The organism is Sorangium sp. So ce381, from assembly GCF_051473845.1.
In the GTDB taxonomy this organism is placed as follows: domain Bacteria; phylum Myxococcota_A; class Polyangia; order Polyangiales; family Polyangiaceae; genus Sorangium; species Sorangium atrum.
Window position 1 is genome coordinate 761,929 of the sequence record NZ_CP150336.1, and the last position, 25,829, is coordinate 787,757.

Below are 25,829 nucleotides of genomic sequence, written 5' to 3' on the forward strand. Positions count from 1 at the left end.
TCGATCCTGCGTCCGGCCGCGGCCCTGCGGCTGCGCCTAGGATCCAGCTCCTCCGTCAGGCACCTCGGCGTCGACCGGGATCTCCCTTGCTTCGAGCCCCTCGAGCGACGCCTTGCCCGACAGCGCGTCGAGGTCGCCGCGCGCGTCCCGGAGGTAGCCATTGAAGAACGCGGCGAGGTAGCCCATCGCGATCGCCTGCTGCTCGCGCCGCGAGAGCCCGGCGTGGCCGTCGAGCGGCTCGACGAGGCCGAGCGACGTCGTGTAGCCGAAGTGGTTCGCGCCGGGCAGGGTCACGAGGTGCTTCGGGGCGCGCGCGCGGTCGTAGAGCGCCGCCGGGACGGAGGCGGCGATGGGATCCGCGGTGCCGCGGACGACGAGCGCCGGCCGAGGCGCGAGCGCGTCGATGGGCAGCGCGCGCTCGGGGGCGCCCGCCGGCGCGAGGAGCGCGAGGGCGCGGACATCGAACGGGCAAGCGGCGTCGAGCGCGAGCGCGAGCGCCGCCTGCGCGCCGAGCCCGTGGCCGATCAGGCCCACCCGGGCGAAGTCGGCCAGGAGGGGGCCCCGGGAGCCGGCCCGGAGGTGCGTGAGCGCGTCCCGGAGCACCGCGGCGCGGCGCAGCGGCGCGTCGTCGGGCGTGAGCCACGAGAGATCGGGCGCGACGACGACGAAGCCCCAGCGCGCGAGGTGCGCCATCACGCCGGCGAGCTGGCGGTAGTCCTGGGCGAGACCCGCGGGGGATCCCGCGGTGGCCGCGCTCGTGGCGAGGCGCCGCTCGTGGGCGATCGCGATGACCGGGAACGGGCCTCCCGCCGAGAGCGGCGCCTCCTCGCCGTCCGCGGACGCGGGGTAGTAGAGCAGCGCGGCGCTCCGCGCGGGGCACCGGTAGAGCGCGCCCTGGAACGGCCACGTGTCGGGGTAGCAGGCGTCCGCCGACAGCGAGAGCGCGCCGATGCGCCGGAACCCCGCCCGATGCGGTCCGGCGCGCAGCCGCGGCGACGCGCCGGTCGGGAGCGGCGCAGGCGGAGGCGAGCTCGTCGAGGGGGGCGGGCGAGAAGGCGTAGCGGCAGGCGGGCGAGAAGGCGTAGCGGCAGGCGGGCGAGAGGGCGTAGCGGCAGGCGGAGGGAGCGTCGCCGGGGAGGGGACATCCGCCGGGGAAGGGGGCGCGTTGCCGAGGATCGCGCGCTGCGACCACAGCGCGCCGTCGCGCGCCGCGTGGACGACCCGCCCTTCGGCGCGCACCGCGAGCTCGATCCGCCCGAGCGGCCAGCTCTCGATCACCGATACCGCCTCGCATCGGCCAAGATCGGTGGCGAACACGGTCGGACCGCGGAAGCGCGCCCCGTGGGCGCCGTCGTCGCGGCACCACCGAGCGAGCCCCACGCGCGCGAGCGGCGAGAACAGCTCGAGGGTCGCAGATCCGCCGATCGCGCTCCGGAAGAGCGCCGGTGTCCCGCGGACCCCGGAGACCACCTCCTCCGGGCCGTGCCACCCGGCCCCGGACCCGGGAGAGCGCCAGAACATCAGCAGGCGATCGCCGACGCGCGCGACGACCTCGAGGTCGCCGGGCGCGTGCGGTCCGTGCGGCGCGCCGGCCACGCGCTGGATCATCGCGACCGCCTCGAATCGACCGAGCCCCTCGCCGAAGATCACCGGGCCGCGCCAGCCGAGCTCGGCGGTGTCGTTGTCGCGGTGGTAGTGCGCGATCCCGCCGCTCGCGTGGGGCACCACGAGCTCGAAGTTGCCCTTGCCCCCGGAGCCTCCCTGGATCAGGGCGGGGTCGCCGGCCGCGCCCTCCGCGAAGAAGCGCGGCTCGCTCCACGACGGCTCGCTCGAGGGCGCGCACCAGAACGCGGCCAGCCGATCCCCGGCGCGCACCACCGCCTCGAGGTGGCCTGGATCGCCGAAGTTGCTCTGGATGAGCGACACCGCCTCGACCGGCCCGAGGCCGCCGGCGAACGTCGCCACGTGACGCCACGGCCCGGAGGCCTCCTCGCGGCGGTGGTGCTCGACGCCGAACGGCGTGTCGGCGGCGGGCAGGACGAGCTCGAGCGTGCCGCGGGAGGCGCATTGCAGGAAGAAGCCGCTGGTCGTGGTGGGCATGGCGCTGACGGCGTCCAATTTACCGGCGAGGCGCCGCCGCGCCTACCGCAGCATCTCGGCGAGCCGCTCGCCGGTCGCCGCCGCGAGCCCCCGGGCGAGCGCCCGCGGGTTCAGCTCGACCGCGACGGCCACCGCGTCCGGCGCGTGGGTGGCGAGCGGCCGCTCGACCGGCGCGTCCAGCCCGAGCAGGTGGCCGAACGAGCCGCCCGCGAGCTCGTTCCAGGCCGCGAGCAGCTCCTCCGAGGCGGCCTCCCCGCTCGTCGAGAAGTCGCCCGCCACCGCGATCGCGAGCGCGATCCCTTCGCGCGCGCTCGGCCTCGCGGCCGCGCCCACGGCGGTGGCCGCCGCGAGAAGCCCCCGCGCGCCGCGGGCGAGCTCCCCGTCGAACGGCCCCGGCGCGAACGCGCGCACGGGCGCCGGGCCGAGGCGGGCCTCGAGCGCGCGCAGCGGGCCGCCCGAGAGCGCGGCGGGCGAGCGCTTGAGGCGCCCGAGCGCGTACAGCGACGCGACGCGCGCCGGCCCGCGCAGCGGGCTGCCGCCGTCCTGCACGCAGGCCACGTCCTCGCCGAGCAGCACGAGCGCGCGCGGCGTCGTGCCGATGTCGCCCGTCACGCGCACGACGTCCGGGCGATCGAGCGCGCGCCGCTCCTTGCCCGTGAGCCTCCGCCGGAAGAGCCGCTCGATGGCGCGCGGATCGCCGCTGTGGCGCGCCACGTAGAGCGTGGCGCCGCCCGCCGGCCCCGCGCCCGCGTACGACGCGATCGCGGCCTCGCGGACCTGCCGCAGATCGACGCCGGTCGCGCGGGCGTGCCGGGCCAGGTTCTCCTCGGGCGCCACGAGCGCGATCGACGGGATGAGCCACGGCACCGCCGCGACCTCGCGGGGCCGGACGAGGATCAGCCACCTGAGCCCCGCCTGCGGCAGCAGGCGCGTCAGGTCCGCCGTGGCGAGCGGCGGCAGCGGCGGGCTCGGCCGAGCGGGCGGCCGCGGCGCGCCGCCGCACGAGGGCAGCGCGAGGCCGAGGGCGCAGCCCAGGGCGCCGCCGAGCACCGCGCGCCGGCGAGGCGCTCGCCCGGGCGCGTCAGCCAACGACGAGGTGGGCGAAGCGGCGGTTCTTCGAGCCGACGCGGACCAGGTAGCGCTTCCCACGCTCGAGCTTGAGCTGCTCGTCCTTGACCACCTCGCCGTCGAGGTGCACCGCGCCGCCCTTCACGAGGCGCCGCGCCGCGGAGGTCGACTCGGCGAGCCCCGCCAGCGCCAGCGCGTTGCCGATCGGGATCGTGTCGCGGTCGCTCGCCACGTGGAGCTCCTCGATGTTCTCCGGCAGGCCGCCGGCCGCGACGCTGCGGCGCCGCTCGAGGGCCGCGCGCGCGTCCTCCGCCGAGTGGAAGCGGGTGACGATCTCCTGCGCGAAGAGCTCCTTCACCGCGATGACGCCCTGCTCGCCGCGGAGGACCGCCTCCCGCAGGCCGGCGATCTCCTCGGGCGGGCGCGACGACAGGAGCTCCATGTACCGCCAGATCACGCCGTCATCGACGAGCATCAGCTTCTGCAGCATGTCGAACGGCGGCTCGGTGATGCCGACGTAGTTGTCCGCGCTCTTCGACATCTTGGCGCCGACGACCTTCCCGTCCTCGACGCGCGCGTTCGTGCCCTCGAGGAGCGGCATCGTCATCACCATCTGGGCGCGCTTTCCGTAGCGGGGCATCAGGTCGCGCGCCACGAGCAGGTTGAAGAGCTGATCGGTGCCGCCGAGCTCGATGTCGGCCTCGAGCTCGACCGAGTCGTAGGCCTGGAGGAGCGGGTACATGAACTCGTGCACGTAGATGGGCCGCGCCTCCTCGTAGCGCTTCTTGAAGTCGTCGCGCTCCAGCATGCGGGCGACTGTGTACTTCGCGCAGAGCTCGATCATCTGCGTCGGATCGAGCTTGTTCAGCCACTCGGAGTTGTAGCGGACCTCGGTCCTGTTCTTGTCGAGGACCTTGAACGCCTGCGCCTGGTAGGTCTCCGCCGCGGCGACGACCTCCTCGCGCGAGAGCCGCGGGCGCAGCTCGTTCTTGCCGGTCGGATCGCCGACCATCGCCGTGAAGTCGCCGACCACGAAGACCACGTGGTGCCCGAGCTCCTGGAACTCCCGCATCTTCTGCATCACCACCGTGTGGCCGAGGTGGAGATCGGGGCGGGTCGGGTCGAAGCCGGCCTTCACGCGCAGCGGCTTGCCCTCGCGGATCCGCTCCTCGAGCTCGGCTCGGACGTGGAGGTCGACGACACCCTTGCAGAGGATCTGGAGCTGACGTTCGGCGGGGACCATGGGGGCCCGCTTCTACCGCGCAGCGGAACCGCCCGCCAGGGGGGGCGACGCGCCTCGGCGCGCGCGAGCGAAGAGGGCGCCGCGAGCGACGAGGACACGTCGTCACCTCGTGCGGCGCATCACGTCACCTCACGTCACGCACGCGCCGCGCGCCGCCTCATTCGTCGTCGGTCTCGTCGTCGTCCTCGTCCTCGTCGTCGTCGTCGCCCGAGATCGCGTACGCGCGGCTCGCGTTGACGAGCTCCTTGAGCTCCTTGCCGACCTTGAAGAACGGAAGGCGCTTGGCGGGCACGGGCACCGGCTGGCCCGTGCGCGGGTTCCTGCCGCTGTAGGGCTTGTACGGCCTGACCGTGAAGCTGCCGAACCCGCGGATCTCGATGCCTTCGTTGCGCTGGAGCGCCTGCGTCATCGCGTCGAAGACGCAGTTCACGACGAGCTCCGCTCGAGCCTTGGTGAGCTCCCCCCGTCCCGCGATCGCGTCGATGAGCTCGCTTTTCGTCATGGTCCACCTCCCCCACCCGAGCGGACCGCCGCCGGCGCTCGACTTGCCGCTTTCCACCGCAGAGCTCCAGGGGATGCGCCGCTCCAGGAGCCGCATGACAACAGAATCCTATGAAAAGCTCGCATGTTACGGGACTAGCGGTCAACCGAATTCCCGCCCACAACGGAGAGCGCATCGAGCGCGAAGAGGCCTTCGGTTCGGCTCGTTCCGCTCGTTCCGCAGGTTTCCCTGGCCTCGCGGGCGAGGGCGAGCTCGATTTCGACGGCATCCTCGGGGATCGGGTGCGGCGGGAGGTCGGCGCAGGCGAGCGGCGCGCCGGGGGGGCTAGGCGCGGCGGGCTCGAGCCGCCAGACGTGGAGCAGGGCGCCGTCGACGAGGAGGCGCACCTCGCCGGCGCCGTCGCCCGAGAGCGCCACGCGCGGGCTGATCCGGGCGCCGCGGAGCCAGGGGGCGGGCAGGCCGACCCGGACGACGGCCTCGCCGCGCCCCGCCGCGTGCACCGCGAGGAGGCGCCCGCCTGACGCGCACGTACCGCCGGCGTGCTCGGGCAGCGCGAAGGCGCCGCGCTGCGCGCGGGGCGGCCACAGCGACTCGCCCTCGATGCGGGCCTCGCCGGGCGGCTCGGCGTCGAAGACGAGCGGCGTTATCGAGACCGTGGCGAGGCCGCCGCCGTCCGGGATCGCGAAGCGGTAGCGGTACGCGGGGGGGCGACCGCGGGCCTCCCACGCCATGCGGTCGATCGCGTCGCCCCGGTAGCGCAGCACCGCGACGTCCTCCGGGGCGGGATCGAAGCCGAGGTTGAAGCCGTGATCGGTGTCGACGAACACGAGGCCGCGCGAGACGCCCGCGCGCGCGACTGCGGCGGGGTCGAACATGGGCAGACCGCCCTCGCGATCGCGGAGCGCGGCGTGGTCGAAGCCCGCGCGGAAGGCGAAGCCGGCGAGCGGGAGCGCCGCCGCGAGGAGCGCCGCCGGGAGGAGCGCGCCACGCCGGCGCGCGGGGCCGCGCTCCGCGTGCGCCGCCGTCGCAGCGCTCCCCGCGTGCGCCGCCGCAGCAGCGCGCTCCGCGAGCGCGAGGGCGGCCATGGCGGCGAGGACGTGCTCCACCGGCAGCACATCGGCGAAGAAGCGCGCGCCGCCTCCCGGGTAGTTGCCGTCGAAATAGAAGGGGGCGTAAGCGGCGATCTGGAGCAGCGGAGCGATCGCGAGGGCGCGCGAGCGCGGCCGACGCCAGGCGATCACGGCGCCGACGAGCACGAGCAGCGCGAGCGGCTCGGCGTTCAGCGCGTCCACGAGGTGGAGCTTCAGGCGGCGCAGCGTCGTGCCGGCAGCAGCCAGAAAGCCATATCCTTCCGCGAGGTTGTGACGGACGAAGTCGCCGTGCTCGCCGAGGCAGCCGACGCCGGCGCCGAAGCCGTAGCGGAAGCAGCCGGGCGGGCCGTCCGAGACCGCGTAGTACGCGGCCTGCGACGAGGCGAAGGCGCCCGTCGCGGCGTGCTGGTGGGCCGCGAGCAGCGCGAGGCCGGGGAGGGCGCCGATCGCCATCGCCGCGGCGAGCCGCACGAGCCGCGGCGAGCGGCGCGGCGGCGGCTCGCCCTCGCGCGGACCGGCCGCCGCGCTCCCCGGCGCGATCGCCGGCAGGAGCACGAAGGGCAACGTCGCCGCGAGGGCGAGCGCGCTCGGCGGGCGCGTCGCCGCGAGCCAGCCGGCGGCGAGCCCGGCGAGCGCGGCGGCGCGGACCGCCGGACCGAGGGGCCCCGTCGCGGCGCCCGTCGCCGCGGCGGCGTGGGTCTCGTCGAGCGCGCGCCGCGCCGACGCGAGCGCGACCGTGAAGCAGAGGGCCGCGAGCCCGTGCGACATCGTGTCGGCCGTGTGGTAGCGGAGCGCGGCGCAGAGCGCCGAGAAGAGCGCGGCGACGAGCGGAACGAAGCGGATCGGCGCGGCGCTCCCGGCCGGGGCCGGGCCCTCCGGCGCGAACCGCGCGGCCAGGTCGTAGGTGGCGATCGCGAGCGCCGCGGCGAGCGCGGGGCCGATCGCGAGCGGCGCGCCCGTGAGGAAGCCCAGCGCGAGCAGGGCGGGGTAGCCCGGGGGAAAGAGGACCGCGACCTCGGCCGCGCGGTTCGCGCCGGAGGGCCCGGCCATCGCGTCGCCCACCGCGTCGTTGCGGACGAGGAAGCGGCCGAGCACGGAGGCCGCGGGCTCGTCGAGCGGCCACGCGAGGTGGCCGGCCGCCATCGCGCGCGCCTCGAGCCAGTAGCTCGTCGCGTCGATGATGCGGGGGCCGCCCCGCAGGTAGACCGCGACGTACGCGGCCGAGAGCAGCGCCGCGACGACCGAGAGGGCCGCGGCGATCGCGGCGCCCAGGGCCGCGCCGGAGGGGGGCGCGGGGTCGGGGCCCGAGCGCGCGGCGCCGGGGCGCGGAGGCGCGGGGCCGGCCCGTGCGATGGTGGACGAGCGGCCGCGGCGGAGGAGCCAGGCGCAGGCGAGCACCGCGGCGAGGGCGAGCGCGAGCGCGATCCATTGCGCGGGGTCGCGGGGCAGGCCGGCGCGCACGTCACTGTCCGGCGAGCGGGCGCGCGCCGGCGCCCTGCGCGGGGCGATCGAGGATCCAGACGTGGTGATCGACCCACTCCCCGTCGACCGGCGTGAGCGTGAGCGTGAACGTCTCGGGCAGGCCCTCGGGGAGGTCGAGCGAGGCCTCGGTCCAGCCGTCGCCCTTCTTGAGCGCGAGGTGGCCGATCTCCCGGCCGTCCGCCGTCGCGCGGATCGCGGCGGCGCGGGGCGCGGCGGTGCGGACCACGAGCCTGCCGTGGCCCTCGCGGGGGGCGTGCAGGCGGGCCGCCTCGCTCCGGCCGCCCGGGATGACGCGCCCGGCGTCGAAGCGATCGTGCCCCGATCCGCGCGGATCCGGGAGGACGCTGAAGCCGACGAAGCCTGCCTGTGGCCGCGGGAAGGCGTAGCCGTGCTCCCGCTCGCTCACGAGGTCGGCGACGTCGAGCTCGTCGACGATCCGCTCGTCCGCGCGCATCGACGCGGGCGGCTCGCCGTACGCGAGCGGGCTCCAGTCGGCCTGGTAGATGACCTTCTCCGCGCCGCCGCAGATCACGTTGCCGACGACGGGGATCGCGGCGATCCGCCTGCCGAAGATGGCCGGGAGGTCGCCCCACCAGCCCGGGTAGATGGCCAGCGTGTCGGGGCGGTCGTCGGCGGGGATGCGCTCGATGAGCTCCAGCGAGGCGCCCAGGCCGTGGACGCCCGCGCGCGCGAACGGGAGATCGTGGTAGCCGCCGAGCCCGATGAGGTCGAGGCCGGGCCGGTCCGACGCGTAGAGGAGCGCGCCCGCGTCGCCGACGAGGACGCGGCGCACGTCGAGCTGGGCGAGGAGCTTGCCGGCGACGAGGTGCTGATCGCGGATGTTGCGGCTGGCGCGGCCGAAGAACCAGATCTGGTCGCGCATCCTGGGCAGCTGGTGGGCCCAGAAGAGCGCGGCCACGGCGAGGGCGAGCGCGACGCGCGCGCACCAGAGGCCGCGCGCCAGGGCGCCGCCGCGGGCCGCGGCCGCGACGCCGCCGAGGGCCCCGAGCCGCGCCCTGAGCCCGACCGGGGCGCTCTCGTGCCGCTCCTGGCGCTCGTCGCCGCTGGCCCATGCGGCGCGCGCGACGAGCAGCGCGAGACCCATCGCCGCGAGCACCAGCAACCAGGCGACCGCGGGCATGGTGTAGCGCTCGTTCTGCCAGCGGACCTGACCGTTCAGGGACACCAGCGCGAGCCACCCGACGACCTGGACCCAGAGCAGCGCCGCGGCCCCGCGGGTCTTGCGCGAGGCGAGGGGGACGAGCGCGAGGGCGGGCACGAGCCAGCCCCAGGGGAGCGCGTCCGAGAAGTGGTGGTTGGTGTTGCGGGCGACGACGTACGTCGCGAGGAACTCGTAGGTGTCCCACTTCTCGGAGGACGTCATGTACGGGTTGTTCAGCGCCAGCTTGGCGATGGCGCCGCTCGCCGCCCACTCGCCTGTGAACACGCGGTTGGCGACCGCCTGGGCGAGGCACGCGAGCGCGCCGGGCACCGACGTCCGGAGCATGGTCGCGATCGCCGCGCGCGCGCCGTGCGCCCGCCCCACGGCGATGGCCGCGTAGACGCTCAGCGCCGCCACGCAGACGACCGACTCCGGCCGGGTGGCGTAGAGGAGCGCGCCGGCGAGGCCGGCGGCCCAGCCGAGGTGGGCGAGGCGCTTCGGCGGCGCCGCGGCGCGCGCTCTCTCTATCGCCCGCGTCGCCCGCGCCGTCGGCTCGCGCGGCGCGTCGGCCGCGCGGGCGACCGAGAGCGCGGCGAGGGTGGCGAGCGCCCAGACGCCGAGGTGGAAGGCGTTCTCCATCCCGCTGAACAGCGACCAGTCGAGCGCGCCGATGGAGAGCGCCACGGGCGGCAGCAGGTACTTCGCCCAGCGCCCGACAGGCTCGAGGAGCCGCGCGCCGACGAGCAGGAAGCCGAGCGTCGAGGTGCACGCGACGATCGCCGCCCACTGCATCAGCAGGACGCCGCGGAAGCCGACGAGGTAGCCGAGGGCGAGGACGAACGGGTAGCTCAGGCTCGTGTTCCCGCTCGAGAAGCCGTTGCCCTCGGACCACTCGAACGGGTACCCGCGCGCGGTGGCGCGGGCGTAGTCGAAATGGATGAAGACGTCGTCGAGCGGCGCCGACCACATGCCGCCCGTCTGCTGGTGCATCGCGCTGTAGAACGCGACGGCGGCGTAGAGCACGCACGCGCCCGCGTAGGCGGCGAACAGGACCGGATCGACGCGCGGCCAGGCCGCGACCAGGCGATCGAGCCGACCTGGGGGCGCCGCCGGGCCGGCGCCCCGGGAGGCCGCGGTCTCGGTTCCCTCTGCTCCGTCCGTCACGTCGGGGGAGGCGCTGCTCGGCTGAGGCAGAGGCGTTGCTCCTCCGGGCAGCGAGGAGGATGCGGGGTCGGCGCTGGACGGTGACACGCGGCTCTTTTACACGACTTTCACGCGGCCCGAGCCGTGGAGCCCGTCCGCGAAGGCGCGCGGGGAGTGGCTGGATCCATCCGGGGAAGAGCCCGTCGGACCGCGATAGGTCCTTGCGGTCCAGTCCTCCGGGAGCACGGGCCTGTAGCTCAGGGGAGTGCCGCCCCGGCTCCCGGTCAGAAGGGTTACCACGGCTGCAGAGGCGGTCAGCTCTGCCCAGCACGTTTGCAAGCGGCTGCTTCAGGAGTGAAATGGGAAAGTCATTTTACTAGCGAAAGTCCCTGAATTCGGAAGGGAATCTCTTGGCCCGCATCCTGCTCGGTGAGCAGTCGCAGAGCGCCCGTGACGGTCTCCCCCCCCCACCGTCGAGCGGGCGCTCTTTTTTTTGTCCGTTGCCTCCGGGCTTCTGGCGGACCGACCCTCGGCGGCGCCTCGGCGAGCGCTCGCTGCCCGTGCCGCCGCGATGCTCGTCGTGCGCCTGTTCCAGCTCCGGTGCGCCGCGTCTCGGACGAGCTGAGCCGCGTCCGTGTAGGATCCAGCCACCGAACGTGACACCCGAGAGGCTCATGCCTGTGCCGCGGCTGTTTTCCCGCCTGTTGTTGCTGCTGTTCCTCTGGAGCCTGCTCGCGGCGTGCGCGCCGGGCCCCGCGACGGCGCCCGCCGTCGAGCCGCCGAAGACGGTGGTCCTCCCGCCACCCGCCGCGCCGGCCGCTGTCGTGGCGGCCGAGCCCGAGCCGGAGCCCGAGCCGGGCACCGCGGTGCCCGTCACCCGCGCCGATCCGTGGTGGGGCGAGCCGCTCGCGCCGGTCACCCTCGTGGTGTGGGGCGACTTCGAGTGCCCCTTCACCTCCCGGCACATGGCGACGCTGGAGCAGCTGAAGCAGGCCTACGGCCGCGATCGGCTGCGCATCGTCTGGAAGCACTTCCCGCTCGCGTTCCACAAAAACGCGCGCCCGGCGCACCTGGCGGCCGAGACGGTGTTCCGGCTCGGCGGGGCCGAGGCGTTCTGGAAGTTTCATCGGCTCGCGTTCGCCAACCAGCGCTCGCTCGCGCCGGAGTCGTTCGAGGCGTGGGCCGCCGAGGCGGGCGTCGATCGGGCGGCGTTCCGCGCGGCCTTCGATGAGCAGCGGCACGCGCCGAAGATCGACCGGGACCTCGAGGCCGGCCAGACCGCGGGCATCAAGGGCACCCCGGCGACCTTCGTCAACGGGGTGTCCCTCAGCGGGGCGCGGCCCATCGCCGAGTTCCGGTCCGCCATCGACGAGCAGCTCCGGGCGGCCGGGGATCTCCGGCGATCCGGCGTCCCGCAGGAGCGCATCTACGCGGCCCTGTCCGAGCAGAACAAGGCGCGCGCTCCGGCCCCGACGCCGCCCTCGCCGCCGGCCCCCGAGGACACGACCGTGTGGAAGGTGCCTGTCGACGGGTCGCCGATCCGGGGCAACCCGGGCGCTCTGGTCACACTGGTCATGTTCTCGGACTTCGAGTGTCCGTTCTGTCGCAGGGTCGCCCCGACCGTCGAAGGCCTCGAAAAGAAGTACGGCGCTCAGCTGCGCGTCGTCTTCAAGCACTACCCGCTCCCCTTCCACAAGCGGGCCGAGCCCGCCGCGGAGCTCGCGCTGGAGGCCGGGGCGCAGAAGGGCGACGCGGCGTTCTGGAAGGCGTACGAGCTCTTGAAGACCGGGGGCCTCGAGGACGCGGACCTCGCGGCGCACGCGAAGTCCCTGGGCCTCGACGTGGCCCGCGCGCAGAGGGCCATCGCCGCCCGGCGCCACGCGGCGCGCATCGAGCGCGATCAGCGCCTCGCCGACGACCTCCAGGCGAGGGGGACGCCCCATTTCTTCATCAACGGCAGGCGGCTCGCCGGCGCCCAGCCGGCAGAGAAGTTCGAGGCCCTCATCGATGAGCAGCTCGCGCGCGCAGCGGCGCTCGTCGCGGCGGGCACGCCGCCCGCGAAGGTCTACGACGCGCTGCAGAAGGAAGCGAGGGCTGGCACCGCGCCCGAGCGGATCCTCGCCCCGGCGCCGACCAAGGACAACCCCGGCAAGGGAGCGAAGCCCGGCGCGAAGGTGACGATCCAGATATTCGCCGACTTCCAGTGCCCGTTCTGCAAGCGCGTCCAGCCCACGATCGACGAGGTCATCGCCGCCTATCCGGGCAAGGTCCGCGTCGTCTTCAGGCACCTGCCGCTGCCCTTCCACACGCGGGCGCCCCTCGCCGCAGAGGCGTCGATCGAGGCGTTCCGGCAGAAGGGCGAGGCCGGCTTCTGGGCGATGGCGCAGCGCCTGTGGGAGGACCAGTCCGAGAGCGGGCTCGGCCGGGGGGCGCTCGAGGGCCACGCCGCCGCGATCGGCCTCGACGTGGCGAAGTTCCGCGCCGCGCTCGACTCGGGAGCGCACCGCGCGGCGGTCGAGGCGGACCTGAAGCTCGCCGAGCGCCTGCACATCACCGGCACGCCGTCCTTCGCCATCAACGACTACTTTCTCAGCGGGGCGCAGCCGACCGCGCACTTCAAGCGGCTCGTCGACAGGGCGCTCGGCCCGCACGATCCCCCCACGAAGGAGTCGCTTCACGGCGCGGGCAAGCCCGCGGCCCCGCCGGGGGCCGCCCAGCCGGGCGCAGCGCAACCTGCGCCGGCCCAGCCGGGTGCAGCGCAACCTGCGCCGGCCCAGCCAGGTGCAGCGCAGCCAGCGCCGGCTCAGCCGGGGGCAGCGCAGCCAGCGCCGGCCCAGCCCCCTGCGACGGTCGGCCAGATGGGGGCGAAGCATCTCCTTATCATGTATGCAGGATCACTGCGGGCCCCGGCGCGCATCGTTCGCACGCGGGACGAGGCGCGCGCGCTCGCCGAGCAAGTGCTCAAGAGAGCGCAGCAGGGGGCGAGGTTCGAGGATCTCGCGGCCCAGTACAGCGACGAGCCGGCTGGCCGCGCGCGCGGCGGCGATCTCGGCACGTTCAGGAAGGGCATGATGGTGCCCGAGTTCGAGCAGGCGGTGGAGAACCTCGCTGTCGGCGCGATGAGCGGGGTCGTCGAGACGCCGTTCGGCTTCCACATCATCCTGCGGACGCAATAGCGAGCGTGCGCGGCCCCCGCAGGAGATGGAGCAGCGCACGTGGGGAGTTCCAACGTGGAGCCTCCCGGATCGTCCCCCGGCTGGATTGGATGTAGGACGGGTATCCCGCTCGCGAAGAGAACGGCGGATCGCGTAGCGACGAGCGAGGGCGAGTGGCCCCTTTCAGCGCGATGGCGCGGCTCGACATCGGGAGACCTCCTGCCATGGGGGACACCCCGCGGCCGTTCAGTGGACGAACGGGTTCGTCCGCAGCGACTCGCGGCGGGCGGCGCGATTTCAGGTCAGGCCCGATTCTTCTTGCCGGTCCCGGTTGAGAAGATTTCGCGCCATCCTCCAAAGGCGTCCGCGCGACCTCCGCGCGCTCCCCGCGCGGCCTGCGCGTTGACCCCCCTCGCGCGCGTCGAGTAGAACGATCTTCGCGCCAGAGCGCGCCACCCAGTCAGCGCCAGCGCGGATTGGAACCGCAAACGATGCGTTGGTTCGTCGAGATCTCGTCGTTAGGCCAGAACGCACCGCCGAGCAGGAAGGTGTGCGTCGAGGCCCCGCAGTGGCAGCCCGCGCTGCAGAAGGCCCGGGCGCTCCGCGGCGATGGGGGCCCGCTCAACAATTTCTCGGTGGATCTGCTCGAGAGCGGCTACCGAGCGATCGATCCGGCGACGCGCGTGCGGTACGTCGTGCAGCGCGCCCCGGACGACGCGGCGCTGACGGACGGCACGGACACTCCAGCGGGCGCGTCCCCGGCCGGGGCGGCTTCTCCCAGGCCGGCCGAGCCTGCGGGGCGCGTCGCAGGGAAGCGTCCGATCGCGCCCACGGTCCCGTTCATCTCGATGGGGACCGCGCTCCTCGTCTCGGAGCCAGCGGGCGCCCAGGCGCAGCCGGTGAAAGGCGGAGAGGCCGCGCTGGCGCGGGATGCGCCGCCGGAGCGAGGCGCCGCGCCGGAGCGAGGCGCCGCGCCGGAGCGAGCGCCCGCGGAGCTGCCGCCGTATCAGCTCATCTCGCAGCGCGAGGAGAACCCGTCCGAGCGCTCGCCGCTCACGTACCGAGAGCTCGTCTATGCGGTCGCGACCGGCACCCCGCGCGATCTCGTCAGCGCGCTGCTGGTCGATCGGCTCGAGCGCGCACGGCAGCGCATCGACGACGCGCGCCCGGGCAAGTTCATCCATATCGCCGTGTTCGATCACGTCTTCGACGGCCGGCCTCAACGCGGCCCGCTCGCGACCCTCGCCTGGAAGGACTGGCGCTCGGCCGAGCCCGAGATCCAGTTCCGCCCGCGCACCGGGGGCACCGCACCGCCGCCGGCCATGCCGCCTGCGGACGCGGCGCCGCCGGTCGCCGTGCCGCCTGCGGACGCGCCGCCTGCGGACGCGCCGCCTGCGGATACGGCGCCGGCTGCCACGCCGGCGGCGGATGCGGCGCCGCCGGTCGCCGCGCCGCCCGGCACGCCGGCGGCGGACGCGCCGGTTGCCGACGCGCCGCCGCCTGCGGCCGTCGCGCCGGCTGCGGACGTGCCGCCGCCGGCCGCCGCGTATCCTGCGGATGTGCCGCGGCCGCCCCTCACGCCGCCGGCCGACGTGGTGTTGCTCGCCGCGCCGTCCGACGAGCAGAAGGGGCTGCCGCGCCTCCAGCTCGTTCCGGAGGCGCCCGATGTCGCTGCCCCCACACCGGCCCCGCCGCGTCGGCGGTCCTCCTTCCCTCCGAAGAACGGGCGCCTCTCCGGCGACGACCTCATCGCGGAGCTGTTCGAGGCGTGCAGCGACCTGCACTTCCTCCAGGACACCCTCGCGGGCGCCGACTTCATCCTCGCGCTCACGCTCGACAAGATCCCGTGCGCCCTCGGCCTCGTGTCGCTGTTCGACATCAACCGGCGCGAGTTCGTCGTCGTCCGGCAGTACGGCGGCAAGGGCGCGCTCCTCGCCCGGCTGTCCGAGCGGGCGCCGCTCCCGCTGGCCGCGATGCGGTCGAGGCGCGCCGTCGTGGTGCCCGACGCGGCCAAGGACGAGCGCGTCATGGACGAGCGGTGGAAGGCGATCGGCGTCGAGCTCCGGAGCGTCATCTGCGCGCCCGTCGAGCTCGCGGGCCGCTACCTCGGCCTCCTCGAGATCGGAAACCCGCTCGACGGCAAGCCCTTCTCCGAGAGCGACGGCAACGCGCTCACCTACATCGGCCAGCAGTTCGCCGAGTTCGTCGGGGCGCGCGGCGTCGTCCTCGAGCCCAGCCTCGTGACCGCGGGGGCGAAGAAGGCCGCCCGCTAGCGGAGCCGAGCGATGGACCTCCTCCCCTCCGCCGGGCAGCGCCATCGCGTCCCGTACTTCGCCCTCGTCCCCGCCATCGTCGTCGCCGTGCTCGTGCTCGGCGGGATCGCCCTGCGCACGACGCTGCAGATCGAGAAGGCGCGGCAGCAGACCGTCTTCGACGCGACGCTCACCCTCGCCGACGAGCGCGTCGATCGGCTCGACAAGCTGATCATCGCCCAGGACAACGTCGTCGCCGCGCACGTCGACGTGGCGAACCTCTCGGTCATCGCGCGGCGGTGGCTCCCCACGGCGGCCCGCGAGACGCCGACCGTGCGCGCCATCCTGGTCCTCGACATGGACAACGAGGCGCACGACGTGCTCGCGTTCGCCTCGCGCGGCGCGTCCGGGCGGGAGGACGACGCCTTCCGCAAGCTCCTGCTCGCCCGCCTCCTGCCGCAGATGAACTTCACCGGCGACACGGGCGAGCTTCGCCACCTCCACCACGTCATCGATCAGCAGAGCCTGCTCGTGAGCTACTGGCAGCGCGAGCACGTGGGGCGCAGGTGCCTCATCGTCGCGTGGCACGAGGTGCCGCGCCTGGTCCACGAGGTGATGCCCCGGCTCTTCCGCGACCTCGATCGCGAGAAGAGCCGGATGAACGTCATCGACGAGGAGGGCCGCATCGTGTTCGGCCCGCCCATCATCGGCGGCGAGTTCACCGTCGGGCGCCCCTTCCCGACCACGCTCTACAACTGGCGCCTCCAGATGGCGCTCACCACGGCCGAGGAGCTCGGCGAGAAGGTCGAGCGGCAGCGCCTGATCGAGATCCTGATGGTCGGATTCTCGGCCCTCGTCGCGCTGGCCGGGCTCGCGATCGTGGTGCTGGCCTCCGTGAACGAGCGGCGGCTCGCGGCGCTGAAGAGCGACTTCGTCGCGAACGTGTCCCACGAGCTCAAGACGCCGCTCTCGCTGGTCCGCATGTTCGGCGAGCTCCTGCTCGGCGACCGCGTCCCCAACGACGAGAAGCGCCGCCAGTACCTGCAGATCATCGTGAGCGAGAGCGAGCGGCTCACCGCGCTCATCGAGAACGTCCTCGATTTCGCCCGCGTCGAGCGGGGCAAGGCCGCCTACGAGTTCGCGCGCGGGAGCGTCGCCGAGGTGGCGACGCGCGCCGTCGACATGTACCGCTACCGCGCCGAGCGCGAGGAGATGACCGTGGAGCTCACGATCGCCGAGGGCCTGCCCGAGGCGCTCATCGACGCGCGCGCGCTCGAGCTCGCCCTCGTGAACCTGCTCGACAACGCGCTCAAGTACGCGAAGGACGGCGGCCGCGTCGCCGTCGCGGTGGAGGTCGAGGGCGGGGGCGGCGGGCGCCTCGCCGCGCTGACGCGCCAGGCGAGGCGGGTCGCCATCCGGGTGAGCGACCGCGGGCCGGGCATCGATCCCGACGAGCAGAAGCACATCTTCGAGCGCTTCGCGCGCGGACGGCGGGCGAGCGAGCGGCAGGTGCGCGGCAGCGGGATCGGGCTCGCGCTCGTGAAGCACATCGCCGAGAGCCATGGCGGCGCCGTGCGGGTCGAGAGCCCGCTCACCGACGACGGGCGCGGCAGCGCGTTCGTCGTGTCGCTCCCCGCGCTGGAGCACGACCGGGAGGCGCAAGAGGGCGCCGCGAACGCCGAGCCGATCGCGGCCGATCCGGCGCCGGACGCGGGGTCGCCGTGAGGGCGCGCAAGCGCGGCGAGGCGGAGCCCCGGCCGGGCGACGTTGCGGTCAAGACGACGCCCCAGCGGACGAACGCCGCGGTCAAGGCGACGCCCCAGCGGACGAACGCCGCGGTCAAGGCGGCGCCCCGGCGGACGGACGCCGCGCGGGGCGCCGCGGTCCAGGCGGCGCTCGACGGGGTGCGCGCGCGGTGCGCCGTCGAGGAGCGCCGCGCGCGAGACCCGGTCTCCTTCGTCCATCGCTACACGGACCCGGCCGATCAGGAGCTCGTGGCGCTCATCGCCGCGTCGCTCGCCTTCGGCAACGTGAAGGCGCTTCACGCCAAGATCGGCGAGGCGCTCGACCGCCTCGGGCCGGAGATCGCCCTCACCGCCGACGACGCCCGCGCCGTCTCGGCGCGGCTGCGCGGCTTCCGGCACCGGATCTACCGCGATCGCGATCTCGCGGGGCTGATCGTCGGCGCCCGGCGGGTGCAGCGGGCCTCGGGCTCGCTCGGCGCCGCCTTTGCGGCCGAGCTCTCGCGCACCCGCGACCTGCGCCAGGCCCTCGGGGCGTGGGTGCGGGCGATCCGACGCGCCGGCGGCCTCGACCGGCGTCCGGACGACCGCGGAGCAGCGCACATCCTCCCCGATCCCGAGAAGGGCAGCGCCGCCAAGCGGCTGATGCTCCTGCTGCGGTGGATGATCCGCCCCGCCGACGGCGTGGACCTCGGCCTGTGGCCGGTGCCCCCGTCGGCCCTCCTCATCCCGGTCGACACGCACATCGAGAAGCTCGGCTACAACATCGGGCTCACCGATCGCAGGGGCGCCACCTGGAAGACGGCAGAGGAGATCACCGCGGCCCTCCGCGGCTTCGATCCGGCCGACCCGGTCAAGTACGACTTCGCCCTCTGCCACCTCGGCATGCTCCAGCAATGCCCGTCGCGGCGCGATCCGGTCCGCTGCGAGGGGTGCGGCGTGAAGCCGGTCTGCCGTCACTGGGACGAGTGAGCATGCCCTGTACGTCGGATTTCCGTCCGGAACAGCTACTTGCCTGATCAGTTCGAGAGCGTGAAGTCCTTCGAATTTGAATCAGATTGCAGCCGTGATTTTCAAGGATGCAATAGTGGCTGGTTGTTCTTGGTGTAAGTATTTGAAATTCTACTCTGGATGGGGCGGCACAGAGCCTGCAAAATGGTGGGCGAGCGCCGTCGCGGAGACCTTCCCCCCCCAGGTCCGCGAGGCGCTTTTTTCATTTTGTCCCCGGCAAGCGCATGAGCGCGGCCGTTCGGCAGACAGCACGGCAAGAAGAGCGCCGCAACGGAGCCCCCCCGAGCTCTGCTGCGACGTTCTTCTTGCCGTGCCCCCTTTCCCGGGGTGCTTACGGAACCCTTGCCAGCTCTCTCCTCGCCCTCGTGTATTGCGATCCGCATGCCACGTTCCGGGCTGGTAGATCTGGAACCTTTGTGCACGCCTGTGCTGGAGCTCTCGATCTCGCGCCGCGGTAGGCCTGGGCACATGGTCATGTCCCCGCGAGACGCGGATCCCAGGGAAAATGAGCCGTTGCCAACGTGCGTTTCCGCCAGGGGCAGTCGCCCCGCGCGCTGTCCGGCGCAGTCGGGTGGAGTCGATTCCGGAGCGCTGTGTGACTTTTTCGCGCGCGCAGGAGATGATCGTGAAACGTGCTGTTCCCATCGATTCATGATCATCCAGAGGAGCGAACCGGTGAGCGGCCTCGACGAGCGGCGGGTCTGTATTCCGTCCATCCTGGTGAAAAGAATGTCGAGGTTGCTCGCATGCGGAAGCAGCGCCAGCAGGTAGATTGACCGTATGGTCTGGACATTCGGGGCAACCCTCCTGGTGGCGCTGGCGCTCACGGTGCTGGCGGCGATCGGGCTCTGGGCGCACCTCCTTTACTGGGTCAAACGGCTGACCCTGCCGCTCGAGTACAGCGTGGAAGAGGTCCTGCGGACCGAGGATGGCGCGCCGATCGAGATCCGCCGCGTGCCACGCCCGGACGGCGTGGAGGCGCAGCCGGATCTGCCGCCGATCCTGCTGGTCCACGGGATCGCCGCGAACCATAGAAACCAGGACATCCACCCCGATTACTCGCTGGCTCGCCACCTCGCCACGCTCGGACGCGACGTGTGGTTGTTGACGTTGCGCAGCGGCCGCCTCCTCACCCGCGCCGAGCGCCGCAGCGTCCGGTTCTCCGCCATGGTCCGGTACGATCTTCCCTGCGCCATCGAGGCGATCCTGGAGCGCACCGGCGCCCGTTCCCTGGATTATGTCGGCTTCTCCATGGGCGGCATGCTCCTCTATGCCGCGCTTGGCCGGAGCGTCCCCGGCGATCGGGTCCGCCGCGTCGTCATCGTCGGCTCGCCTGGCCGGCTCACCACGCCGGTGCGCCTCATGCGCTTCCTGCCGGGCCGGCTGCTGCCGGGCGTCCCGCTCCGCCTCATGGCACGCAGCGTCGCGTTCGCGTCGGAGTGGCTGCCGACGCCCATCCATCACGCGGTGGCCAACCCGCGCAACGTGCCTCCCGGCGTCACGCGGCTCGCGCTCGTCAACTGCATCGAAGACATCCCTGCTGCGCTGAACGCCGACTTCGCCGCCTGGATGGCGAGCGACGGGGAGATCCGCGTGGACGGCGAGAGGGTCCTGGACGGCCTCGCCTCGGTCGCGGCGCCGGCCCTGTTCATCGCGGGCAGCGCCGACAGGATCGCCCCCGCCACGGCGGTGCGCGCGGCCTTCGACGCATGGGGGCGCGATCGCCCGGAGACGCCGAAGCGCTTTCTCGTGCTAGGGCGCGACTTCGGAGCGCGGGAAGATTACGGTCACGGCGATCTGGCCGTCGGCGCCTATACGGGCGTCGAGCTCTTCGAGCCGATCGCTCGTTTCCTCGGTCCCCAGGCCGAAGACGCGTCTGGGCCCGAGACGGGCGCCGTGGCGCTGGAGGCCATCCAGGCGCGTCAGCCGACATCCGACGAGACCGCGCCGGTGCCGGATCTCCCGGCCGCCTGACGGTCGATTGCAGAGCGAAAGCGAAGAGGCGTATCCTCGACGCCGGATCTCTCGGAGCCACGCGGTGGCCGGCCTGTCCGCCGAAGGATGTTCATGAGTCACCCCGGATTGCGCGCCAGGTTCGAGCCGTCGTCGATGGCGCTCTGGCTGACGGTCGCGGCCCTCCTCGCCCACGCCGCGTCCTGCGCGGGGGACTCGTCCGACGGGCCGTGTGATGACGGCCTCACGCTGTGCGGGGGAGCGTGCTTCGACACGCAGGCCGATCCGGACCACTGCGGCGGCTGCGACGGCGTCTGCGCGAGCGGGAAGCGGTGCGAGGCGGGCGTGTGCGTCGGCGGGGCGGGGGGCGTGGACGGGGCGGGGGGCGTGGACGCCTCCTCGACGGGCGGCGCGGGCGGCGCGCTGTGCGCCCCCGGCCTCGTGGCGTGCAGCGGCGGCTGCGTCGACCTCGACACCGACGCCGCGCATTGCGGGGGCTGCGGCCAGGAATGCGCGGCCGAACAGCGGTGCGAGGGCGGCGCCTGCCGCTGCGCCCCCGGCCTCACCGAGTGCGGCGGCGGCTGCGTGGACGTGGAGAGCGATCCGCTGCATTGCGGGAGCTGCGAGGCCCGCTGCCCCTTTCACGAGACGTGTGTGGAGGGGGCGTGCGTCTGCGATGAGCGCTTCGCTGTCTGCGGCGGCAGGTGCGTCGATCTGGCCGTCGACCCGGCGCATTGCGGCGCGTGCGGCGCGGCGTGCGCCCCGGGGCTGTTCTGCCAGGGGGGCGCGTGCGCCTGCGCCGTCGGCGACTACGAGGACATCGGCTCGACGGTCCCGCAGCGCCTGACGGGCACCACGGTCGGCGCGGAGACCTATTTCTCGCTCGCCTGCATGGCCGCCGGCTCGACCGAGTTCGTCTACAGGTTCACGGCGGAGGAGGCCGGCAGGTACAAGTTCGACACCGCCGGCTCGAGCTACGATACCGCCATCGGCGTCCTGGACTTCGACGCCTGCGAGGAGCTCGCGTGCAATGACGATCGCGGGGGAGCCGCGACCGGCAGCGCCTCGGTGGCCCTCGAGGGAGGGCAGAGCGTCCTCCTCGTCGTCTCGGGCTACGACGGGGCGCAAGGCGACTTCGCCCTTCACGTCGACCGGGTGGCGCCGCCGGCGTGCCCGCTCGACAGGATCGCGACGGCTCTCCCGCAGACGATCACCGGGGACACCTGGGGGCTCGGCGACGCCGTCTCGACGCGCTGCGGGTCAATCGACACCCCCGACGCGAGCTACAGCTTCACCGCGCCGCGCGCTGGGAGGTACATCTTCGACACGTCCGGCTCCACGTTCGATACCGTCCTCGAGCTGCGCAGGGGGTCCTGCTCAGGGACGCTGATCTCTTGCAACGACAACGCCGTGGGAGCCGAGACGTCGCGCATCGTCGTGAACCTCGCCGCGGGCCAGACGGTGGTCGCGGTCGTCGACGGCATCGACGGCGGATCCGGGCCATTCACGCTCAACGTCAGCGAGTACGTGCCGCCTCCATGCCCGGAGTTCACGCTCGGCGCCACGTTTCCGCAGACGGTGACGGGCACCACCGATGTTCCGGATCGCGTGAGCATCCTCCCGTCGCCCTGCACGAGCGACAGCGGCCCCGAGGTCACCTATGGATTCACCGCGCCGGCGACCGCGCTCTATACCTTCGACACCTTCGGCTCCTCCTTCGACACGGTCCTGCACGTCCACGAGGGGACATGCAGCGGCGAGAGCGTCGCATGCAACGACGACACCGCTGGCCGGCAATCGCAGGTGAAGATGGTGCTCCGCGAGGGAGAGACCGTCGCCGTCGTCGTGGACGGCTACGCCGCAGTCGCCTCCGGCGCCTTCAAGCTCAACGTGAGCCAGACCTTCGTCCCTCCGTGCCCGATGCTCGATCTCGGGTCGACGGTGCCTCAGACGGTGACAGGGACCACCGCGGATGCGGCCGACGTCCTGCGCCCGAGCTGCGGCAGCGGCGGCGCCGGCGAGGTGACCTACAGCTTCACCGCGCCCGCGGCCGGCACCTACGTCGTCGATACGTTCGGATCGAGCCTCAACACGGTCCTCTCCGTCCTCGACGGCAGCTGCTCCGGGGCCGTGCTCGCGTGCAACGACAACGCGGCGGGAAGCGAGCAGTCGCGGATGACGCTGGAGCTCGCCGAGGGGCAGACGATCGTCCTCCTCGTGGACGGCAGCGCCGCGGGGGCGTCGGGCGATTTCACGCTCAACATTGCGCGGTTCTCGGGCGGCGGCACCTGCTCGACGGCGATCGATCTCGGCTCCGTCACCCCGCAGGTCGTGACGGGGAGCACCGCGGAGCGGCCCGAGTCCGTTCGCCCGAGCTGCGGCTTCTCGAATGCTCCGGACATGATCTACCGCTTCACCGCGCCGGAGGCTGGGCTCTACATCTTCGATACGTTCGGATCGAGCTTCGACACCGTACTCCAGATCTTGAAGGACAGCTGCACGGGGACGTCGCTCGGGTGCAACGACAACACGGACGGTCAGCAGTCGCGTGTCACCCTCAGCCTGGCCGCCGGTCAAACCGTCCTCGCCGTCGTCGATGGCAGCGGCACGAGCTCCGGCGACTACGTGCTCCAGGTCGACCGGTTCACCGGCCCGGGGACCTGCGCGACGGCGATCAACCTCGGATCGCAGCTGTCCGTCACCAGGACCGGCACCACGCGCGGCCAACCCGACGCGGTGAGGCCGAAATGCGTGTCCGCAGCGCTCGTGTCCTCTCCGGAGACGGTGTTCACCTACACCGCCCGGATCCGCGGCACCTATGTCATCGACACGATCGGCTCGTCGTTCAACACCGTCCTTCACGTCCACGCGGGTGGCTGCGGCGGCACCGAGCAACAGTGCAACGACGATCTGACCGGCTCGCGAGCGTCGAAGGTGCAGATCGATCTCGCCCCCAATCAGACCATCACCGTGGTCGTCGATGGGTATAATGGTGCGTCTGGCGACTTCACGCTGAACATCCAAAAGCTCTGAGTCCGCGCTGCATGTGCCCTGGAGCCGGCCTGATGACGGCGTCCGTCGCGTCGAGCTGGCGAGGGCGCCTCTCCGCGGCGAGGTGAACGCGGTCCGGGCCGTGGCTCGGCCTGCGCGCAGCCAGCCGAGCGCCCCCGCCGGTTGCGGATGCGTCGGCCGCAGGCGTATCCTGGCGCGCGCCTCGTTCTCCGCTCGCCTCGAACGGCAAGGCACCCCCCCAAGGATGGCTATGAACCGATCCGGATTGCGCCCCAGGTCCGCCCTGTCGTCCGCCGCGCTGCTCCTGGCCGCGGGGGTTGTCCTCGCGGCGTCCTGCGCCGAGAGCCCCGAGGCGTCGGGCGAGTGCGCCGATGGGCTGTCGCGGTGCAATGGCGAGTGCGTCGAGCTCCAGGCGAACGCCGAGCACTGCGGCGCGTGCGGCGACGCCTGCGAAGAGGGGCAGCTCTGCGTGGAGGGGCGCTGCGGCGAGGGCGGCGGCGGCGAGGGCGGCGGCGATATAGGATCCGGCGTCGGGGGCGGGGAGGGGTGCCGAGAGGGCCAGACCGACTGCTCGGGCAGATGCGTGAACCTCGAGACCGACCCGCGGAACTGCGGCGATTGCGACGTCGCGTGCGCGGAGGGGCGCGCCTGCGCGGACGGCTCCTGCGCCTGCGCGGGCGACCTCATCGAGTGCGACGGCGCCTGCGTGGATGTGCGGAGCGACAGGCTCAACTGCGGCGAGTGCGGATCCAGCTGCGCGCCTGCGCAGCAGTGCGTCGACGGCGCTTGCACCTGCCCCGACGGGCTCGCGGACTGTGGCGGCTCGTGCGCCGATCTGCAGACGAGCCCGTTCCACTGCGGCGATTGCGGCGTCGCGTGCGAGCGAGGGGCGCTCTGCCAGGCAGGCGCCTGCACCTGCGTCCTCGGCACGTACGACGAGCTCGGCGACACGTTCCCGCAGACGGTCACGGGGACCACCATCAGCGGCGAGACGAACTACGATCTCGCGTGCGTGGCCGCCAGTTCGTCGGAGCGGGTCTATCGCTTCACGCCGTCCGTGGCGGGGACATACACGCTGGACACCGTCGGGTCCACCTTCGACACGGCCATCGGGGTGCTGGGAGCGACCACCTGCGCTCAGCTCGCCTGCAACGATGACCTCGCCACCGGGGTCGGCCAATCGAGGGTCCGCGCGGTCCTCGAGGCGGGCCAGCCGGTCCTCATCGTCGTGACCGGCTTCGACGGAGGGGAAGGCGATTTCACGCTCAACATGGCGAGATCCGAGCCGCCGAAGTGCCCTGGGTGGACGATCGACGCTCCGCTCCCGACGACCGTCACCGGCAACACCGAGCACCTCGGCGACGCGATCCGGCCGACGTGCGGAGCTGCGGACAGCCCCGACGCGAGCTATGTCTTCACGGCGCCGGCGGCCGGGAAGTATGTATTCGATACCTTCGGCTCCGGGTTCAATACGATCCTGGAGCTGCACGATGGCGCGTGTGATGGCGACGTGCTCACCTGCTCCGACGACTCGGGAGGAGGGTCGCAGTCGCGCGCGACGGTGGAGCTCAGCGCCGGCCAGAAGGTCGTGGCGGTCATCGACGGCTTCGAGGGCGCGCGTGGGCCCTATACGCTGAACGTCGCTGCGTGGGCTCCGCCCGCGTGCCCCATGGTGGATCTCGGCTCCACCTACCCGCAGACGGTCACGGGTCACACGTCAGGCCTCGACGGGGTCCTCCAGCCGGCCTGCGCCACGGGCAATTCCCCCGAGGTCACCTACAGCTTCACGGCGCCCATCGCCGGCCGGTATACATTCGATACGCTCGGCTCGACCTTCGACACGGTGCTCCACGTTCACGACGGCAGCTGCACGGGCGCCTCGCTGGGGTGCAACGACGACGCGGAGGCCTCGTACCAGTCGGAGGTGTCCACGCCCCTCGCGCAGGGGCAGACGGCGGTTGTGGTCGTCGACGGCGCGTCCGGGAGGCACGGCGCGTACACGCTCAACGTGAGCGGCTCCCCGGCCCCTCCGTGCCCGGCGAACGCGCTGGAGCCGGTCGTCCCGCAGACCGTGAGGGGGACGACCTTGGATCGCAGCGACTTCGTGGCCGCGCCGTGCGGCAAGGTCGGCGGGGCCGAGGTGGCTTACGGCTTCACGGCGCCGTCCGACGGATTGTATGTCTTCGATACGTTCGGATCGAGCTTTGACACGCTCGTCCACGTGCACGCCGGCACCTGCGGCGGGGAGGTGCTCGGCTGCAACGACAACACCACGGGCCTCCAGTCGCGGGTCGTGGTGCCGCTCGTCGCGGGGCAGGAGACCGTCGTCGTGGTGGATGGCTCCGGGCCAGCGGCCACGGGCGCGTTCACGCTCAACATCGGCCTGTTCGAGGGCGACGGCACCTGCGAGACCCCCATCGACCTCGGCTCGACGGTCCCGTCGACGGAGACGGGCTCCACCCTGCACCAGCCGAACTCGGGCACGCCGAGCTGCACCATGTCGAGCGGCAACGACAGGGTCTATCGCTTCACCGCGCCGGCGGACGGGACCTACGTCATCGACACGCTGTCGTCGACGTTCGACACCGTCCTTCACGTGCACGACGGCGACAGCTGCACCGGCCCCGAGCTCGCCTGCAACGACAACACGAACGGGGTCACCTCGCGCGTGACCGTGCCCCTCACCGCGGGGCAGGTGATCACGATCATCGGCGACAGCCGGCCCTCCTCCTCCGGCACCCTCACCCTGAACATCGCCCTCGCCCCTTGAGCGGGCGCGCCCCGCTCGGCGGCGCATCTGCTGGGCCGCGGCGGGCGGCCGTGCGGGTCGCTGGGGGGCGGCCGCTGCGCGGCTTCGGTCGGGGGTGGGGATCGCCGCACGTGGGGGCAGGTGGACCGGGCGGGAGCGATGGA

General features: G+C 73.1%; 13 protein-coding genes. 7 read left to right on the top strand and 6 right to left on the bottom strand.

The annotated features are described in order from the left end of the window. Positions 1–36: 36 nt before the first annotated feature. From WMF29_RS02830 to WMF29_RS02855, 6 genes are all read right to left on the bottom strand, one after another. The gene (locus WMF29_RS02830; RefSeq protein ID WP_437327359.1) at positions 37–2,100 is read right to left on the bottom strand and encodes an alpha/beta hydrolase; all 2,064 of its coding nucleotides are present in this window, start codon (positions 2,098–2,100) and stop codon (positions 37–39) included. A 42-nt stretch (positions 2,101–2,142) separates the two neighbouring features. After that, positions 2,143–3,189, bottom strand: a complete 1,047-nt coding sequence (locus tag WMF29_RS02835; protein ID WP_437327360.1) for a hypothetical protein — start codon at positions 3,187–3,189, stop codon at positions 2,143–2,145. After that, positions 3,182–4,411, bottom strand: a complete 1,230-nt coding sequence (gene tyrS, locus WMF29_RS02840; protein WP_437327361.1) for a tyrosine--tRNA ligase — start codon at positions 4,409–4,411, stop codon at positions 3,182–3,184. The genes WMF29_RS02835 and tyrS overlap by 8 nt, the downstream gene beginning before the upstream one ends. Positions 4,412–4,568: 157 nt before the next feature. After that, positions 4,569–4,913 (bottom strand): HU family DNA-binding protein, encoded by a 345-nt coding sequence (locus tag WMF29_RS02845; protein ID WP_437327362.1) that lies wholly within the window; start codon positions 4,911–4,913, stop codon positions 4,569–4,571. 134 nt (positions 4,914–5,047) lie between these two features. After that, positions 5,048–7,465 (bottom strand): hypothetical protein, encoded by a 2,418-nt coding sequence (locus WMF29_RS02850; protein WP_437327363.1) that lies wholly within the window; start codon positions 7,463–7,465, stop codon positions 5,048–5,050. Between the two features lies 1 nt (position 7,466). Continuing rightward, complete coding sequence (locus WMF29_RS02855) at positions 7,467–9,812, bottom strand: hypothetical protein (RefSeq protein ID WP_437327364.1); 2,346 nt, start codon at positions 9,810–9,812, stop codon at positions 7,467–7,469. Positions 9,813–10,465: 653 nt separating this feature from the next. Here WMF29_RS02855 and WMF29_RS02860 point away from each other — a divergent pair. The 7 genes from WMF29_RS02860 to WMF29_RS02890 all read left to right on the top strand — a co-directional run bounded on the left by WMF29_RS02860 (position 10,466) and on the right by WMF29_RS02890 (position 25,686). Further along, the gene (locus tag WMF29_RS02860; protein ID WP_437327365.1) at positions 10,466–12,967 is read left to right on the top strand and encodes a thioredoxin domain-containing protein; all 2,502 of its coding nucleotides are present in this window, start codon (positions 10,466–10,468) and stop codon (positions 12,965–12,967) included. Positions 12,968–13,437: 470 nt separating this feature from the next. Beyond that, complete coding sequence (locus WMF29_RS02865) at positions 13,438–15,219, top strand: GAF domain-containing protein (RefSeq protein WP_437327366.1); 1,782 nt, start codon at positions 13,438–13,440, stop codon at positions 15,217–15,219. Between the two features lie 12 nt (positions 15,220–15,231). Then, positions 15,232–16,923: a sensor histidine kinase gene (locus WMF29_RS02870; protein WP_437327367.1), complete on the top strand. Its 1,692-nt coding sequence runs from the start codon at positions 15,232–15,234 to the stop codon at positions 16,921–16,923. Further along, positions 16,920–17,912, top strand: a complete 993-nt coding sequence (locus WMF29_RS02875; protein ID WP_437327368.1) for a TIGR02757 family protein — start codon at positions 16,920–16,922, stop codon at positions 17,910–17,912. Before WMF29_RS02870 ends, WMF29_RS02875 begins: the two co-directional genes overlap by 4 nt. Positions 17,913–18,731: 819 nt before the next feature. Then, positions 18,732–19,925, top strand: coding sequence for an alpha/beta fold hydrolase (locus tag WMF29_RS02880; protein ID WP_437327369.1), 1,194 nt, complete (start codon positions 18,732–18,734; stop codon positions 19,923–19,925). A 93-nt stretch (positions 19,926–20,018) separates the two neighbouring features. Further along, positions 20,019–22,937, top strand: coding sequence for an MXAN_6577-like cysteine-rich protein (locus WMF29_RS02885; RefSeq protein WP_437327370.1), 2,919 nt, complete (start codon positions 20,019–20,021; stop codon positions 22,935–22,937). A gap of 229 nt (positions 22,938–23,166) precedes the next feature. Next, complete coding sequence (locus tag WMF29_RS02890) at positions 23,167–25,686, top strand: MXAN_6577-like cysteine-rich protein (protein WP_437327371.1); 2,520 nt, start codon at positions 23,167–23,169, stop codon at positions 25,684–25,686. Positions 25,687–25,829: the final 143 nt, after the last annotated feature.

What these genes read in the sequence shown, in the direction of transcription:
- WMF29_RS02870 (WP_437327367.1), top strand. Translation starts at nt 15,232, where the DNA reads ATGGACCTCCTCCCCTCCGCCGGGCAGCGCCATCGCGTCCCGTACTTC.
- WMF29_RS02845 (WP_437327362.1), bottom strand. Translation starts at nt 4,913, where the DNA reads ATGACGAAAAGCGAGCTCATCGACGCGATCGCGGGACGGGGGGAGCTC.
- WMF29_RS02830 (WP_437327359.1), bottom strand. Translation starts at nt 2,100, where the DNA reads ATGCCCACCACGACCAGCGGCTTCTTCCTGCAATGCGCCTCCCGCGGC.
- WMF29_RS02880 (WP_437327369.1), top strand. Translation starts at nt 18,732, where the DNA reads ATGGTCTGGACATTCGGGGCAACCCTCCTGGTGGCGCTGGCGCTCACG.
- WMF29_RS02860 (WP_437327365.1), top strand. Translation starts at nt 10,466, where the DNA reads ATGCCTGTGCCGCGGCTGTTTTCCCGCCTGTTGTTGCTGCTGTTCCTC.
- tyrS (WP_437327361.1), bottom strand. Translation starts at nt 4,411, where the DNA reads ATGGTCCCCGCCGAACGTCAGCTCCAGATCCTCTGCAAGGGTGTCGTC.
- WMF29_RS02885 (WP_437327370.1), top strand. Translation starts at nt 20,019, where the DNA reads ATGAGTCACCCCGGATTGCGCGCCAGGTTCGAGCCGTCGTCGATGGCG.
- WMF29_RS02865 (WP_437327366.1), top strand. Translation starts at nt 13,438, where the DNA reads ATGCGTTGGTTCGTCGAGATCTCGTCGTTAGGCCAGAACGCACCGCCG.
- WMF29_RS02890 (WP_437327371.1), top strand. Translation starts at nt 23,167, where the DNA reads ATGAACCGATCCGGATTGCGCCCCAGGTCCGCCCTGTCGTCCGCCGCG.